The sequence below is a fragment of the Thalassoroseus pseudoceratinae genome, from assembly GCF_011634775.1.
In the GTDB taxonomy this organism is placed as follows: Bacteria; Planctomycetota; Planctomycetia; order Planctomycetales; family Planctomycetaceae; genus Thalassoroseus; species Thalassoroseus pseudoceratinae.
In genome coordinates, this window is the sequence record NZ_JAALXT010000002.1 from 52,953 (window position 1) to 68,462 (window position 15,510).

10 protein-coding genes are annotated in these 15,510 nt (G+C 55.3%); 6 read left to right on the forward strand and 4 right to left on the reverse strand.

Annotated elements, in window-relative coordinates; all coding sequences use genetic code 11:
* Positions 1-4 precede the first annotated feature (4 nt).
* Together G6R38_RS05810 and G6R38_RS05815 are read left to right on the forward strand one after the other, a co-directional pair.
* Positions 5-259 carry a SlyX family protein gene (locus tag G6R38_RS05810; protein WP_166821327.1) on the forward strand — a complete coding sequence of 85 codons (255 nt, stop codon included), beginning with the start codon at positions 5-7 and terminating at the stop codon, positions 257-259.
* Between the two features lie 37 nt (positions 260-296).
* Positions 297-1,349 (forward strand): AAA family ATPase, encoded by a 1,053-nt coding sequence (locus tag G6R38_RS05815; protein WP_166823940.1) that lies wholly within the window; start codon positions 297-299, stop codon positions 1,347-1,349.
* Positions 1,350-1,374: 25 nt separating this feature from the next.
* Here the strand turns inward: G6R38_RS05815 and G6R38_RS05820 are convergent, their stop codons facing one another.
* The 4 genes from G6R38_RS05820 to G6R38_RS05835 form a co-directional block, all read right to left on the reverse strand.
* Positions 1,375-2,223 carry a DUF2188 domain-containing protein gene (locus G6R38_RS05820; protein ID WP_206028485.1) on the reverse strand — a complete coding sequence of 283 codons (849 nt, stop codon included), beginning with the start codon at positions 2,221-2,223 and terminating at the stop codon, positions 1,375-1,377.
* A gap of 68 nt (positions 2,224-2,291) precedes the next feature.
* Positions 2,292-2,474, reverse strand: coding sequence for a YqaE/Pmp3 family membrane protein (locus G6R38_RS05825; protein ID WP_166821329.1), 183 nt, complete (start codon positions 2,472-2,474; stop codon positions 2,292-2,294).
* Positions 2,475-2,702: 228 nt separating this feature from the next.
* A complete protein-coding gene (locus G6R38_RS05830) occupies positions 2,703-4,001 on the reverse strand; it encodes a YfaP family protein (RefSeq protein WP_166821332.1) in 1,299 nt (432 codons plus the stop codon).
* 86 nt (positions 4,002-4,087) lie between these two features.
* Positions 4,088-6,838, reverse strand: a complete 2,751-nt coding sequence (locus tag G6R38_RS05835) for a vWA domain-containing protein (protein WP_166821335.1) — start codon at positions 6,836-6,838, stop codon at positions 4,088-4,090.
* Positions 6,839-7,385: 547 nt separating this feature from the next.
* Here G6R38_RS05835 and G6R38_RS05840 point away from each other — a divergent pair.
* From G6R38_RS05840 to G6R38_RS05855, 4 genes are all read left to right on the forward strand, one after another.
* Complete coding sequence (locus G6R38_RS05840; protein ID WP_166821338.1) at positions 7,386-8,507, forward strand: SMP-30/gluconolactonase/LRE family protein; 1,122 nt, start codon at positions 7,386-7,388, stop codon at positions 8,505-8,507.
* Between the two features lie 78 nt (positions 8,508-8,585).
* Positions 8,586-9,674 (forward strand): Ig-like domain-containing protein, encoded by a 1,089-nt coding sequence (locus G6R38_RS05845; protein ID WP_166821341.1) that lies wholly within the window; start codon positions 8,586-8,588, stop codon positions 9,672-9,674.
* A gap of 172 nt (positions 9,675-9,846) precedes the next feature.
* The gene (locus G6R38_RS05850; protein ID WP_166821344.1) at positions 9,847-14,247 is read left to right on the forward strand and encodes a hypothetical protein; all 4,401 of its coding nucleotides are present in this window, start codon (positions 9,847-9,849) and stop codon (positions 14,245-14,247) included.
* A gap of 59 nt (positions 14,248-14,306) precedes the next feature.
* On the forward strand, positions 14,307-15,386 hold the full coding sequence (locus G6R38_RS05855) for a tetratricopeptide repeat protein (protein ID WP_166821347.1): 1,080 nt from the start codon (positions 14,307-14,309) through the stop codon (positions 15,384-15,386).
* The last annotated feature ends 124 nt before the right edge of the window (positions 15,387-15,510 follow it).

Consider the following 15,510-nt stretch of genomic DNA (forward strand, 5'->3'; position numbering starts at 1 on the left):
CCGAATGAGTTCGTCCAATTCGCCTGCTGTGAATGAACGATTGATGGAGTTGGAGTCAGCACTGATGTTGGTGCAGCGAGACTTCGATGAGTTGAATTCCGTCGTGCTTGCACAACGGGCGGAGTTGGATCGGCAACGTACGGTGATTGCGGAGTTGCAGCAGGTATTGCAGCGAGCGATGCCAGAAGGCGACGAAACGACGGACGAAACCGTTGATCAGATGCTGATCCTTGAGATTCCTCCCAATCATAGACACTGACAGAAACGGAAACGCGGTGGACGAACGACCTCAAGAAATGCTGGAAGCCTCGATTGCGTTGCTCTCACCCGAGGAGGTCGAGCAGGCTCAGCAGACGCTGCTCCGATTGGTCGATGGATTGGAGCAGGTGATTCTCGGGCAGCGCGAGTTGCTTGAATTGGTCGTGATCTGTTTGCTCGCCCAGGGGCATATGCTCTTGGAAGGTTTGCCGGGACTTGGCAAAACGGAATTGATCAAAACGCTTTCAGCACTTCTTGGCTTAGATTTTCGTCGTGTCCAGTTCACACCGGACTTGCTGCCCAGTGATATTATCGGTGCACCGATTTTGGAAGACGGTGATGGACACAGAAGGTTTGTCTTTCATCGTGGGCCGATTTTTGCCAATTTGCTGTTGGCCGACGAAATCAACCGAGCCACTCCCAAGACGCAAGCCGCCCTGCTCGAAGCCATGCAGGAACGTCGTGTGACAGTGATGGGCGAATCGCATCCTTTGCCGGTGCCGTTCTTCGTGCTCGCCACGCAAAACCCGATCGAGTTGGAAGGCACGTATCCGTTGCCAGAGGCTCAACTCGACCGTTTCACATTCAAGCTGGATGTGCACGGTGTCTCCAGCGATACGTTGGAAGAAATCATCAACACACGTCGACACGGTCGGCCACCGAAGGTTGATGTGGTGTTGGCTCACGAAGATTTCACGCACTTGTTCGATCAGGTCGATCAGATTCATTTGCCGCGAGCCGTTGCCAGTTTTATTGCCCGATTGGTGTCGGCGACGAACCCGGCGAACGAAACCGCACCGGAGGAAGTCCGGCGGTTTGTGCGGTTCGGTGCGTCGCCACGGGCCGCGATTGCATTGGCAGGGACTTCGCGTGCGGCGGCACTTCTGGCGGGCAAACCGAACGTCGGATTCGATGAAGTCCGCCGGGTTGCCAAGAGCGTGCTGAGTCATCGACTCATTTTGGATTACAGTGCTCGACTCGAAGGTTGGACACCGTCGCGAGTTGTCGAACTGTTGTTAGATGCCGTACCGGAAGTGGCGCGGGAATTACCCGCCGACGTTCGTACGAACGATTCGGCGGGCTCACGATAGTCGAATTTTCGTCGGAGACGAGTCGTTACGCAGCGGCGACTCGGCGGTCGTGGAAGTCTTCGGAAAGTCCGGCTCCGGTAATCGAACCGAAGATGGCCGCACCAAGTGACAGGACCAAGGCCGCGAATGTCAGCCAGGCGATTTCGGTGGCATTGCCCGTGATCCAAGTGCTAGGCGAGTCCGATTGGCTCACCATTTTTTGCACGGTTTCCGCTTGTTCGTCGTTCAATCCCGCTTCGGATAGGGCGGCGTCATCCAATTCGATTCCAGGCGAGTTGTTTGTGGTCGCAACTGACCCGAAACCCATATTGACCGCCGACATCGGCAATAGCGGCAGCATGACAATGGTCAACGCCCAGAGTATGACACCGTAAATACTGGGTTCGAGATAGTCCGATTCTCCCACCGTCAATTGAGAAATCGTCAACCCGCCGACAAACAGCGAGGCGAGCGTGGTGATCGAAACCCAAGCCCCAACGAACGTTCGCAAGCCATCCGCTCCGAACACGTTGGCCAAACACAACGACAACGCGAACCCGAGAACGGTCAGGGTAATACTCGCTGCCACGGTGACGAAGAATCCGGCAAGGACCGCCCCCCAACGGATTCGTGTTCCTAACGAAGACACACCCGTGGCCACCGTTCGTGCTGCAGACTGAGACCGTACGTTTCCATTTCCGTTGTCGGGCGACTTAACGTCTCGAATTCGGCCATCGCGGCCGTGAATCACAATGTTGGCATCACCGTTTGCACTCGAAACCGCTTGTTCAACCGCTTCCTTCTGAGTCGAGTGCGTCGAAACGGCGTCGGATTTGCCCTCCTCTTTGACAGCCCATCCGTCTTCATGAGTCACGATGTGTAGGTTGGCGGACACGATATCTTCTCCCTTATGATAGTTTTCACTGGTGATATTCGAGTGCAATCGACGTTCGACAATGCTGCCTATCGCGTCAGGATGATCCACAAGGCATGAATGATGCCGGGGATAAATCCGAGAAGCGTGAGGACAATACTCAGCCAGAAATGTAGACCCAGCCCGACCTGCAGAAATACACCGACGGGCGGTAACAAGATGGCAAACAGAACGCGAACGATGTCTCCGCTGGTGGCTTGGAGAGTGGTCATGGAGGAATCCTTCATTTGAAAATCGTCAAGTCGATTTGGTTTTCAGATGTCATAAGCACACGCTGAGCCAAAACCTCACGATTCCGTACAAAACGCAAAAAGGCCCCCGATTTTCCGGAAAATCGGGGGCCTTGCTCATGTTCTTAATTGAGTCGGTTAGCCGTAAGAGAATCCAATGAATCCAACTTGGTGGCTGACCGACCAGTGGAATCGTGGCTCAAAGACGCATCACCGACCATTCTGATAACTGAAGGTGAAGACGTCGGTCAGGTTCGAGAACACCGGGGCTAGGCTCAGACGAACATAACGCCGATCCGCCGAGACCACGGCCGATCCGCTGAGCGTACTGCCTTCACGGACATTCGTGATCACCTGCGAGAATCCGATATTCCCGAAACCGGCGTGCTGCAATCGCGAGTCTTGGAAGCGTCGGACGGCTTCCCGAGATGACGCGGAACCACCGCGGGCCAATCGCACATTCCGAACCGGACGCAATGGAAGTGCGGAAGTCTCTACGGGAATTTCGGCAAGGTTTTCGCGACGACCATTCCCCAATTGCAGTCGAATCACGGTGTCGTCTTCTTGCAGCGGAATTGTAAAGGTTCGGGAGGATTCATTCTTTGTTCCCTGATAGCGAATCACTTCAAGCCGAGCCCGTTTGCCAACGACGTTGCCCCAAGCGTGATGAATTCGGACTTTGTACCGTCCAGGCATCCCGAAAGCACAGACATACTGTTCGTAACAGTTTTCCTGATCGGGACCGTATCCGTCATGCACGAGTACGCCGCCACCGGTCGTCACCCGATTGTCGAAGGAACACACCGAACCAGACGGTTCTTCAATAAGCAGATCCAAATCGCCCACACCATTCCAGGTGAGTCGCACAACCAAATCCCGCTGCAACGCTTCGATTCGCGTTTGCTCGACTTTTTTGGCCGCTTCCATTTGCCCGGCTTTCCGGAGACGTTCGGCCGAGTCGAGCAAAGCCGCTTCCGCTTCTTTGTGAAGACGGGTGAAATCGCTCGCCCAATAGTACGCCAATACGCCTTGAGCCGCCCAGCGGATTGTGGCTTCATCGCGTTCGGTTCGGGCCAACCGTAGAGCCATCACGTATGGTTCTGGGCGAGTCGGTGCAATCTTCGAGCCTTGACGATACATTCGCAGCGCCGTCTCGGCTTGATGAAACCGTGTGAGGTACGCCGCCGAGATCATCATGGTTTGGAAGTCCGCCCCGGCGAAGTCGATACCGGAGTAAACCGCTCGCTCAATGTCCTCCTGCGGACGCCCCGCAATTTGCATCGACAAAGCCAACACATCGTACATCCAAGGTTGCGATTGATCGTTCACCAATGCCGCTCGGATGGCCGCGATGACGGCCTCCGGTTTCTTCTGTTCGTGAAGCCGGAGAATTCCCCGACGGATGGCATCGGGATCGGGGCGGTTCGATTCGAAGTAGTCGAACCAAATGTCTTCCGGGTCGCCGGTCGCCTTCAGCGGTAACGGATCGGCTGTAGACTTATCGGCCAAAGAAGAAGCCGTCGAATCGGAAGCAGAACTTCGATTCGACGGCTTTTGAGTTTTTGCGTCTTGCGCAGCTTCTCTATCTTTCGATGTTACCGTTGTTTTTTTTTGCGATCGGCGTCTTTGCGGGACTCAATCGCCCCGTTGTCGAGCCGAAATCCACTGTCTTGGACCTGTGCGAAGCCAAAGCCGAACGGTCCGGCCACTTGGCTGGTCAGGTTCTCATCTAATTCGTTGGTTTCTTCGACTTGCTGATCGACTTCGATCGGACGCCAAGGCACTGGTGTTGCGGGGACATTGAACAGACCCGCTCCACCGCCACCACCGCCAGGACCACCGAACGGTGCAGCACCCTGACCGAATTGACCACCCTGCCCGAAGCCACCGGCACCTTGAAGACCACCGACACCCCCGAACCCTTGCCCCAAACCAGCGGCGAGTTGGTTCGTGATGGGAATGACCAAGTCGGCCACCGGGTAAACCCGCGTGCTGAGTTTCGTGTCGGCCACGGAGATCGGGACGATCTTCATGACTTCGTCTTCCACGATGTACGTCAAGTCATACGGTTCCAGCATGATCTTGAGAGCACTTCGCAGCGTGATTTGACCAAGTTCCAACGTGATTCGTTCGTCGTCGAGGCTGATGTTCTCTTCGTCGAGCGAACGTTGGTCCGGCAGAATCGTGATGTCCAACGCATCGGCCAAGTACTGCAATGCTTCGCGGAGCGTGTTGTCTTCGAAGATCAACTGGAAGTCGACCGGATTCCGCAAAGCCTGTTGAATCCGCTCTTCGGACGGGCTGTTCTTCTTGAGATCCACCGATGCCCATTTGCGACGGCGTTCCGTGAGAGCTTTCCAATCCGCGGCGGATGGCCAACGGATCGGCGGTTCATCCGGGAACGGAACATGCGACAATTCGACTTGGTACATGGTTTCCAAGAACCGGTCGTAACGGAGCGACCGCAACCGGAACGCTTTGTCCAACTGACCGGCGGCTTCCGCGGTAAACAAGGCCGCTGTTGCCGGGCCGTTACCGGGTTCGAGTTCAACCGCCACTCGGGCGACGGCTTCCGCACGCTCGAACGCATCCGGGTCACCGTGGTAACCTTCGACCATCAATGCACGAACTCGGTCGATCAACTGTTCCAGCTCGTTTTCCTGCTCGGCAGCCAAGTCGAGCAGTCGGGCTTGAGCTTCCAACGCGACTTGTCGTTCAGCGAGTCGAGCCATCTCTTCTTGAGAGATTCGGACCCGATTCGCAATTTGCTCGCCCGTTGCTCGCAGTCGACGCAACAGACCCAAACGCACTTCCGGGTTGATATTGTCGATACCCCGCAGAACGGATTCCGCACGTTTGACCTGTTCCAAGGCTTCGATCGGATCGGTTTGGGCGAGCGAATTCGCTTCACCGAGACGGCGATCGATGTCGCGGGCGACTTTCTCGGTTCGGAACCGTTGAGCTTGCTCCACATCGTCCAAGACACCACCTGAACCGGTTTGCGGTGCCGGTGCGGGAGGAGCGATATCGTCGTCGGCCGCGTCCAAAACGGCGGGGTCATCGAGCAGACTTCCACCCGGTTGGAACGCCACATTTTGGAGATGAATGGTCTTCGCCGATCGCAACAACACTTCCGCGTTGACGTTCTTCGGATCGATTTCGCGAACCGCGAGTGCGATCTCTTTGGCTTGGTCGGTATTGCCAATCGCGATGGCTTTCTCACCGGCGGCGACCATGTCGGCGACGTTGTTATCGAACTCGGCTTGAGCCATCCGCAACATCGATTGACCGGCAAACGCCACGCTGATGCCGTCATCCTGAGCCGCTCGGTTCCACAGGTTGCGAACGAATGTGTTGCGGCGTTGGAAGTCGGATTGCGGCACGGAGGCGGCAATTTCCGGACGATCGCCAGTAATACTGACTTGAACAGCGTCTTCAGTGCGGCCTTTCACGAGGTAAACCGTGCCCCGGTCGGCTCGCAACGGCAACGCTTCACGCGGAAGAATCTCCAGGCGATCATCGTCGAGCGTGATTTCTTCCGGGTAGTAAACCGGAGCGTGTGCAGCGGAGGCCAACTGTTCGGCCACATTCGCTGGCTGATCGAGTTCGTCACTGGCGGAATCGAACAATACCACGCCGCCGGTTTGCTGGGCGAGAATGCCGAGCAGTTGCAAGTCCTTCTTCGGACCAACCGCGTAACTGTGAACCGGCACACGTTGCATGGTCAATCGGCGAACGAGTTGCCCTGCCTCGCCGGCGTCGAGCAACTCCGCCATGCTCATGCCGTCACCAATGTAGATGATCGACGTGGGGCGTTCGCCCGTCACACGCGACAACGCCTCATCCAACCCGCCAGCCAAATCGGTGGCTCCTAACGGAGCACGTCGGCCGAGAGTTTTGAGGGCATCTTTCGCGGCGTCGCTGTGCGGATCGGTCCAGCCTTCGGTGATGGACTGCGTTGACAAGTCAACCGCCATCAACGAAACGCGGTCACCTTTGGGCAGTTCCGCAAACAGTTGCTGAAGAACGTTCAATGCCTGTTTGCGGTGCGCACCAATTTGGCTGGCGGATGTGTCGAACAGGACGACGTGATCCCGCGACTCTTGCACGACCGGCAAGTTGCTCGCTTTGACCATCAACGCCATATAAGTCGTGTTGGTGGCGTCGGTCATGCTGTAGACAGACGCATCAGCCATGTTCGTGGCTGACACCTGAGCAGTGGAGCCGGGCAACAATGGCCCGTCGGCCCAAAGACCGGTCGGCCAACCGCCGCCGACCGCACACCCAGCCACCAACAAGGCGGCCGGTAGTCGGCGTCTAAGATTTGAAAAACTTTCGCAGAGCATGCAATGACTCCGATCGTCAAATACCGGGTAAAAAACGACCCGTTTGGTGAATCGATTTCCTCTAGGTTCTCGCTTCGGACGGGCCTCACCGGTCGTGTTCCCGGCTGAGTTCAAATCGTCCACAGTGGTCCAACCACACTGAAACGGAGACATTCGGAGGTCTTGCCGCACATTGGCCAGCAATCACCCAAATCCCAATTCCAATAAGAAGCACCACTAGAATGATTCTACAACGCGAGATTGCTCGCGTAAAAATGGATTTCCTAAAAAAGACCGTTAACCCAAGGAACCTCGGGGGTTATACCGTTCAGGTTCTGACGGTCGGTTGCCCATTTGCATCAAATTGGCCGCCTGCGGCTTCCACCCGACTTAGCAAAGAGCGACCAACCGGGAAAACATGATGGCGTTGTGAAAAAAAAATCAAGTTCAGCGAGACCGCCGCGTTCTTGTTTTCCCAGGCGATTTTTGGGCATAATCGAATTGTACGGTCGCGGGTATTTGTTTCCCCCGCGAAATTTCGTGTGCAGTGACGATGGAGAAGCCAGTCATGATGCGACGACGAATTCAAGGTCTGATGTGTTTGGGACTGTTCGGAGCAATCGTGTCCCCAGCGATCGCGGCAGATTCTTCGCAGTTTGGATTGAAGACAGGCACCCCGGAAATCAAATCGGCCGGAGCGTTGGCCTTTGGACCGGAAGGGATCCTGTTCGTAGCCGACCCCCAATCGGCTGCCGTCTTTGCGATCGACACAGAAGACGTGAAAACCCCGGGCAGCGATTCGGCTGCGGTGAATGTCGAGAACATTGATCAAAAGCTCGCCGCCGCTCTCGGTACCAAAGCCGACAACGTCATGATCAATGACATGGCTGCCAACCCAGCTACCGGCAACGTGTTCCTCTCCGTTTCGCGAGGCCGCGGACCACAAGCAATGCCAGCGTTGTTCCGTGTCGGTCCTGATGGGGAAATCAGCGATGTCGCGATGAAAGATGTGTCCTTCTCTCAAGTGAAGATTCCCAATGCACCGGCGGATAAAGTCGTCGGGCAAGGTCGTCGTCGTAAGAATCCTCGTCAGGAATCCATCACCGATATCGCGTTCCTCGACGGTCGCGTGATCATTGCTGGGTTGTCGAACGAAGAGTTCGCTTCCAACTTGCGAGCGGTTTATTTCCCGTTTGCCGAAGCTGATTCCGGGACCAGCGTTGAAATCTTCCACGGAGCCCACGGAAAATTCGAAACCCGTTCGCCGGTTCGGACATTCGTGCCCTTCAGTATCGACGGCAAGCCTCACTTGCTTGCAGCGTACACGTGTACCCCGCTTGTGAAGTTTCCGATCAGCGACCTCAAGCCCGGCAAAAAAGTCCGTGGAGAAACCGTCGCGGAACTCGGCAACCGCAACCGACCACTCGATATGTTCGTCTACGAACAAAGCGGCCAAAACTACGTGTTGATGGCCAACAGTGCTCGTGGGGTCATGAAGATCAAGACCGCCGGCGTTGACGACATTGATGCCATCGAAGAACGCATCAACGGAACCGCTGGTCTGTCCTACGAGACGATCGAAGATTGGAAAGGCATCGTGCAACTCGACCGCTTGAACGACACCCACGCCGTGGTCATTCAAGAAACCGAAGACGGCAAGAAACATCTGAAATCGATGGAACTGCCGTAACATGCCCCATGAAATTCCGGCGAGACCTGTCTGTGTGGTCTCGCCGGTTTTGGATGATTCCAACGGAGTGAGGGAACCATGCGGACGCTGACACTGTTGATCTGTGTGATGTTCGGCTCCGATTCGCTCGGGACTGCATCCGAGGAATCGCCGGTCCGCATCGTGTATGAACGAAAGTCGAACGTATTCACGGTTCACGGGCTTTCTTCCAGCCAACTACGCACGGCGAATTTGCGTGTTTCCGTGGCCGGCACGGCTAACGACTCTCCGGCGTTGTTGGGGATTCAATCGGTCCAGGAGAACCGGCTTCAATTTCATCCTCGATTCCCCCTCGACCCCGGTTTGACGTATCACGCGGTTCTCACGGGCAAGACTGTCGGACCGGTCCGCTCGCAATTTAAGATTCCCGCTCCGAAACCCACCCAAACTCCTGAAGTTACGGATGTCTTCCCGTCCGGCGATACGCTTCCGGAAAACTTGCTGAAGTTCTATTTGCACTTCTCTACACCGATGCAACAGGGCGATTCCTACCGTTTAATTCATCTGATCAACGATGATGGCGACGAAGTCGAATTGCCGTTCTTGGAACTCGCCCAGGAAATGTGGAGTCCCGATGGCACCCGTCTGACGCTACTTCTCGATCCCGGTCGGATCAAACGCGGGTTGAAACCCCGTGAGGACTCCGGTCCCGCATTGGAAGCAGGTCGAGAATACACGCTGGTCATCGACGCCGACTGGAAGAATCTCGGTGGAAAACCGCTCAAACAGGAATTCCGGAAGACTTTCCAGGTCGTTGCCGCCGATGCGAAGCAACCGGATATCTCGGCTTGGACTTACGAAGTTCCCAAGGCAAACGGAACCGGCACATTGACCGTGCATTTCGATGAACCGCTCGATCATGCTTTGGCATCCCGCGTGTTGACGATTCACGATTCCCAAGGGCAACCAGTACCTGGACAAGTCCGGTTGGCTGACGGTGAAACGCAGTGGAAATTTCAACCGGAATCCCGCTGGGTTGCCGGTCGGTATCAGATCGTCGCGGAAACCATTCTCGAAGACCGTGCGGGCAACAGCCTCGGTCGGCCGTTCGAAGTCGACATCTCTCGCGAGACCAAACGCAGGCCGATTGTGCCGACTATGCGACGCACGTTCACAATCCCTGAATAACACGACAATTCCAAACGCGTGTTGTTGCGAACGTCGCCAGCGCGGTTTATGCTGACTATAGAAGATCGTTGGGCTAACACTGGCTCACGGTCTCGGCTTTTTCTTAGCCATTCCCGCTTCAAGCACGATTTGAATCGGACGAACTTTGACCGAAGCGTTTCGGAATCAAACCATGATCAATCTTCGACGCTGGCAAGTCGCACCTTTGTGGGCGCTCCTCAGCCTTTTTGTAGCGATCGGTGCATCGGATGCCGTGTTCACACCTGTGGCAAATGCTGCGGAATTGCACCAAGAATTCCTCGACGGTTTGCGAGCTCGAGGTTTCTATGACGAGGCGTTGTACTACCTCGACACGCTGGAGCAGAACACCACGCTCGATGCGGATTTGAAGAAGCGTCTGCCGTACGAACGCGGACTGACGTTGCTGAAAAACGCCCAGACGATGCGAAACCCCGAGGCCCAAGAAGCGGCACTCGATCAGGCGGCGGGGCAACTCGAAACCTTCGTGCGGGAAAATCCCAATCATGCTCTCGTCGGAAAAGCTCAGGCCGAACGCGGAAATATCCTGCTCGGCAAAGCTCGCGTGAAAATTTGGGATGCGAATTCGCCGGTCAACGAAGACAAAAAACCGCAGCTTCAGCAAGAAGCCCGGAAAGATGTTCTCGCCGCTCGCAAGATTTTTCAGTCCGCTCACGATAAGTATAAGGAAGTCTACGAAGGCTTTCCGAAGTTCATTCCTGCCGACGAGAAAGAACAACGTGCCACCCGCCAGAAGGCGGAAATCGATTACATGCAGGCGCAAATCGATCTGGCGATGTGCACATACGAGGAAGCCCAAACCTACACCGATGGCTCCGATGAGTTCAAGAAAAAACTCACCGAAGCAGCCAACGCCTTCGAAGCGATTCACCAAAAGTATCGGAGTATGGTCGGCGGGTTGTACGCTCGGATGTGGCAAGGCAAGTGTTTCGAAGAGCAAGACGACATCGGCAAAGCCTTGGGGATTTACAACGAACTCCTCGAACACGGCAAAGACAAGGCGACGGTGTCTCGGTCGTTGCGAGTCTTGCAGGACCAAGTCCGGCATTTCCGTTTGATCTGTTTGAATCATCGAAGCCGAGCGGATTACCAACTCGTTGTCGACGAGTCCGGCGAATGGTTGAGTGATTCCAGTAATCGTATCTTGGCTCGAACTCCCACAGGGCTCGGGATTCGCTATCAAAAAGCTCTCGCGCACGAATCGTTGGCGAACAAGCTCCGTCAGGAAGAACAGCCCGAGAAAGTCGTCGAGCAACAACTCCGGTTGGCACTTAAGGAAGCCCAAGAACTCACCCGTTGGACAGGCCAATACAAAGACGTGGCCCAGTTCATGGCGCAGCGTTTGAAAGCATCGTTGAACATCAATCCCAGCGATCCCAAGTCTTTCGACGAAGCGTTCGGGCTTGCGAAAGTTCGGATCAAAAAGATTGGCGAATTCGAAGACGACATCAATCAAGCCAAAGCGAAGAAACTGCCCGCCGCGGAAGTTCGGCAACGAGAAGACCTGCTCGAAGCCCATCTCGATGAAACCGCCAAGATGCTGCAACTTGGATTGCAATTGGCCGATTCATCGGTGGACGCTCGGCAGATCAACTTGGCTCGTTACCTCTTAGCTTTTGTGTATTACAAGATGGATCGGTCACTGGAAGCTGGGGTGATGACCGAGTTTATCGCAAATCGATACGCTCGCGAAGAACCAGAAATGGCTCGCGATGCCGCCAAGATCGCTATGGCTGCCTATGTAAAAGCCTACAACGAAGCTGCCGCGAAGCCCAAGGACGAAAACGGAAACGAAGCCGATGTGAGTTTCGAACTCGATCAGTTGCTACGTGTCTGCCAAATGATCATCGACCGATTCCCGGAAAGTGGTCTGGCGGACGATTCCCGGATGACCGTCGGACGGATTTACATGCGTCGCGATGTTCCCGAAGAAGCCGCAAAGTGGTTCGGAGCCGTTCCAGTCTCGTCGACCAAACACTACGCATCCGCTCAAATCAGCGCGGGGGAAGCGTATTGGAACGCCTATCTGAAGGCACTCCGCAAATCCGCGGAAGAACGCCCCGACGAAAAGACCCTCACAGAGTGGCAAAACAAAGCTCAGAACTATCTGAAAACGGGCATCGAGAAAGTTGAAGCTTCGACACCGAAAGATGCCCCACCGGAGAAACTGGCTGACCTGATCGCCGCGAAAGTCACCCGTGGGCAGATTTTCGTCAATCAACAGAAGTTCAAAGAAGCCATTGGGCTCGTGACGAGTGAACCTCACGCTCCGGTCAAAGCGATTCAGATTGCCGAGGACAAACCGCGTCCGAAAGTCGGTGTCCAAAGCAAAGCATTTGCGAGTGTGGTCTATCAACTGCTGTTGCGGGCGTACGTTGGCACGCAGCAAATCGACGAAGCTCAGGACACGATGAAGAAGCTTGAAGCCACCGTCGGCGAAGGTGGTGGCAGCGAGGTGACGCAGATTTACGTCCAACTCGGGCGGCAAATTCAAGAAGAATTGGACCGCACCAAGATTGCCGGTCCGCCGGAGAAATTCAATCAGATTCTGAACTCGTTCTCGCAGTTCTTGGATGCCCTGTATCAAAAGCGAAATGATGCGGGGACCTCATACGGGGCGCTTCAATGGATCGCCGAAACCTACTTGGCGTTGGGGGAAACCGCTGAAGGGGCCAAAGCGACGGAATACTTCAATCGCTCTGCGGAAACCTATCAGATGATTCTCGACAAAGCGGCGAAGGACTCCAAACCACCGCAGGGAATCACTGGAATCAAACTGCGATTGGGTCAGGTTTATCAAGCCGCCGGTCAATTTGAGAAGGGTTACGAGAAGCTCAAGGAACTCGTCAAAGAGTTGCCGAACGCCATCGAAGTGCAAATCGCAGTGGCCGAATTACTGCAAGCTTGGGGGGCGAGTAGCCGACCGGACACCTTGCAATACCTGATGAAAGGCATCGGCGGTGACAAAGAGGCCGGCGTCTGGGGATGGCAGGGAATTGCTCAGCGAATCGGGCAGCAACTGCGATCCAACGAGGAAGCCAAAGCCAGATTCAACCAGGAGCTTCAGAAAATCTACGCGGCCGAGAATACCGCGAAGATTCTCGAAAAACGTCAGCTGGAATATGAAACGATCAAAGCTGGCGACGCCTCGACAGAGGAAATTCAACCCGTCGAGGAACGGTTGAAAACTGTCACAGATGCCATCGCAGTTACCGAGAAATGGCAGGAATTAGGGGATCAACTCGCGGCTTTGCAGTCCGCTCCCACCGGTAGTGCCGATGCGGAGAAGAAACGAGCCGCACAGATCGAAGCACTCAACCGGAAGATCGAAGGCTTGGTGACGAGCGATCCAGAAGGAAGTGCCACCTACCGCCGAATTCAGAAGCACAAAGCGACGGTGGAAAATCTCGTCGGTGAAGCGACCCTGCGATTGTTGCAACAACAGCAGCACACCGTTGAGGAAATCTCCGCAGCTTTGGAGTTGGGGCGAGCCGTTTGGGCGATTGACGGAGCGATCGATCAGCTGGAGTTTGACGATCTGGTCAAAGTCGTCAGTGCTGATCCGGGTGCTCCTTACATGATCACCGACAAAGGCCAGCAGCATTTGGACAAGCTGAAAAGCGTTGCCACACCGGCGGAAATCCAAGCGGCTGTTCAAGAAGTGCAAGTTCTGCGGGATGCGATCAACTCACCGCTTGCCGACGTCGATCGCAAACCAGAGTTGCTACAAAATCTCACGCAGATCGAAGCGAAATCCGAACTGCCTCGCGAGCAAATGCTGAATTCGTTGTACCAAATTGCGATCAGCCGCCAGACTTACGCGGATCAGCAGAGTTCATCTGACGCCAAGAAGAACCAACTCGAGATCGCCGCCTCAGAACTGGGCAACCTGCCGTTGTTCGTCAATATCGAGCAGGTGGACTCCGAATGGTTGGCGAAATTCAACTCGCTGTATCGCGATGTCCAGAAAGCCGCGGATCCGAATGCGACTCCGCAGGTGATTACGAAAGTTGCAGAAGTCAAATCCGATCCCACATGGATCGAGACTCCCACGATTGTTCCGGAAACCATCGTGGAAGCCGAATCGACCGACGGGGACTCAGCCGATGCGGAAGAAACCCAACCGGAAGGTCCGAGTATGGTGTTCATCATTCTGGGGCTGCTAGTTGCATTGGGAGCCACTGGCGGAACGATGTTCTTCCTCATGAAAGGCTCGAAGCGTCCGGCACGTCGCCCGTCATATGCGGCCGCCGAACCGGTGTTTGGGGCTGGTGGTGCCACCGCTCCGGCAACGAAAACGCGAAAACGCAGCGGGGCCACGAAAAAGGCCGCCGCTCCACCCCAGAAGTCCGCGGCTGCACCCAAGAAAGCCGCATCTCAGAAACCGGCTCCCACTCGGAAGCCAGCCGAGGGCCAAGCACCGAGAAAGAAACGACCGGCTCCACCACGTTCATCCGATGCCGGGGCTGCTCCAAAACCACAAGCCAAACCACGTCCGAAGCCGCGTCCGAAACCACCAACCGACGACGCGTAGAGAGTCCGATTGTTCAAGGGTTTGGTTATTTGTTCCGTTCATCAATCAGGAATCGTCCGATGTCCCTGTTTTGTCGTTCAAACGTTGTTGCAACACTCATCGCCGGTGCGGTTCTTACCGGAGCGTTTTCGGTGCAAGCCGCCGATACCGTTTACCTCAAGGGGAGTGGCAACGAGAGGAAAACTGGCACAATCACCAGTGAAACTGCCACGGAGTTGGTGGTGACCAGTGGTGTGGGGAGCTTGAAGAAGACCTACAAGATCCCGGCGAACGAGGTCGACCGCGTGGACTTTGAAGAAGAACCATTGCGGTTGCAGATTGTGCGTGGGAACGAAGGCCAAGGCAAACTGGACGACGCGTTGGCGGGCTACCAGGAAATGCTCGGTGAAGTGAAGCCAGACAACGAAATTGTGCGGACGGATATCGAATTCCTCATCGGTCGCACATTGGCAAAGATGGCCAAGGCCGATCCTTCGAAAATCGACGAAGCGATCACGAAGCTCGAAGCGTTTCAGACCGCACACCCTAATAGTTTTCGCTACTTCCCGGCCACCTCGTGGTTGGCGGACTTGTACATCGCGAAAGGTGACGGCGTCAAAGCGGATGCAACACTGTCGAAACTCGCCAATTCTCCGTGGGAAGACTACAAGATGTCGGCGAAGATCTCGCAAGGACGGTTGTTGCTGAAGCAAAACCAAATCCCTCAAGCCCAGGCTCAGTTCCAAGCCGTTGTCGATGCAAATGCCACCTCCGATATCGAAAAGGCACGCCGATTCGAGGCAATGCTCGGGTTGGCGACAACATTGCAACGTCAGAACCAAGCTGACGCGGCTGCCAAGATGCTGACGGAAGTAATCGATCAAGCCGCAACCGACGACACCAAAACGCTCGCCGAAGCATTTCTTCGCAAAGGTGATACACTGCTGGCGAGTGGCAAGAAAAAGGACGCACTCATCGCGTACCTGCATGTCGACGTACTGTTCAACCAAGAGAAAGATTTGCACGCCGAGGCCTTGTATCGGCTGTCAAGTCTTTGGAACGAAGTTGGTAAGCCAGAGCGAGCCGCCGACTCTCGGGCTCAGTTGGGTTCTCTCTATGGCAATTCCGAATGGGCCAAGAAACTGGCTGGCGGCAGTTGATCTGCCCGTTTAACCTGTCATCCCCAGTACGATTCAGACAAAGACGGAAATCCCGAACTTCAATGCTGGCGTTGGACCATCAGCGCTGTTTAGAATCGTCAGTCTCAATCAATGGAAGCCCTGC

Coding starts and splice junctions, on each gene's coding strand:
- G6R38_RS05810 (WP_166821327.1), top strand. CDS start 5: ATGAGTTCGTCCAATTCGCCTGCTGTGAATGAACGATTGATGGAGTTG.
- G6R38_RS05815 (WP_166823940.1), top strand. CDS start 297: ATGCTGGAAGCCTCGATTGCGTTGCTCTCACCCGAGGAGGTCGAGCAG.
- G6R38_RS05825 (WP_166821329.1), bottom strand. CDS start 2,474: ATGACCACTCTCCAAGCCACCAGCGGAGACATCGTTCGCGTTCTGTTT.
- G6R38_RS05835 (WP_166821335.1), bottom strand. CDS start 6,838: ATGCTCTGCGAAAGTTTTTCAAATCTTAGACGCCGACTACCGGCCGCC.
- G6R38_RS05840 (WP_166821338.1), top strand. CDS start 7,386: ATGATGCGACGACGAATTCAAGGTCTGATGTGTTTGGGACTGTTCGGA.
- G6R38_RS05845 (WP_166821341.1), top strand. CDS start 8,586: ATGCGGACGCTGACACTGTTGATCTGTGTGATGTTCGGCTCCGATTCG.
- G6R38_RS05850 (WP_166821344.1), top strand. CDS start 9,847: ATGATCAATCTTCGACGCTGGCAAGTCGCACCTTTGTGGGCGCTCCTC.
- G6R38_RS05855 (WP_166821347.1), top strand. CDS start 14,307: ATGTCCCTGTTTTGTCGTTCAAACGTTGTTGCAACACTCATCGCCGGT.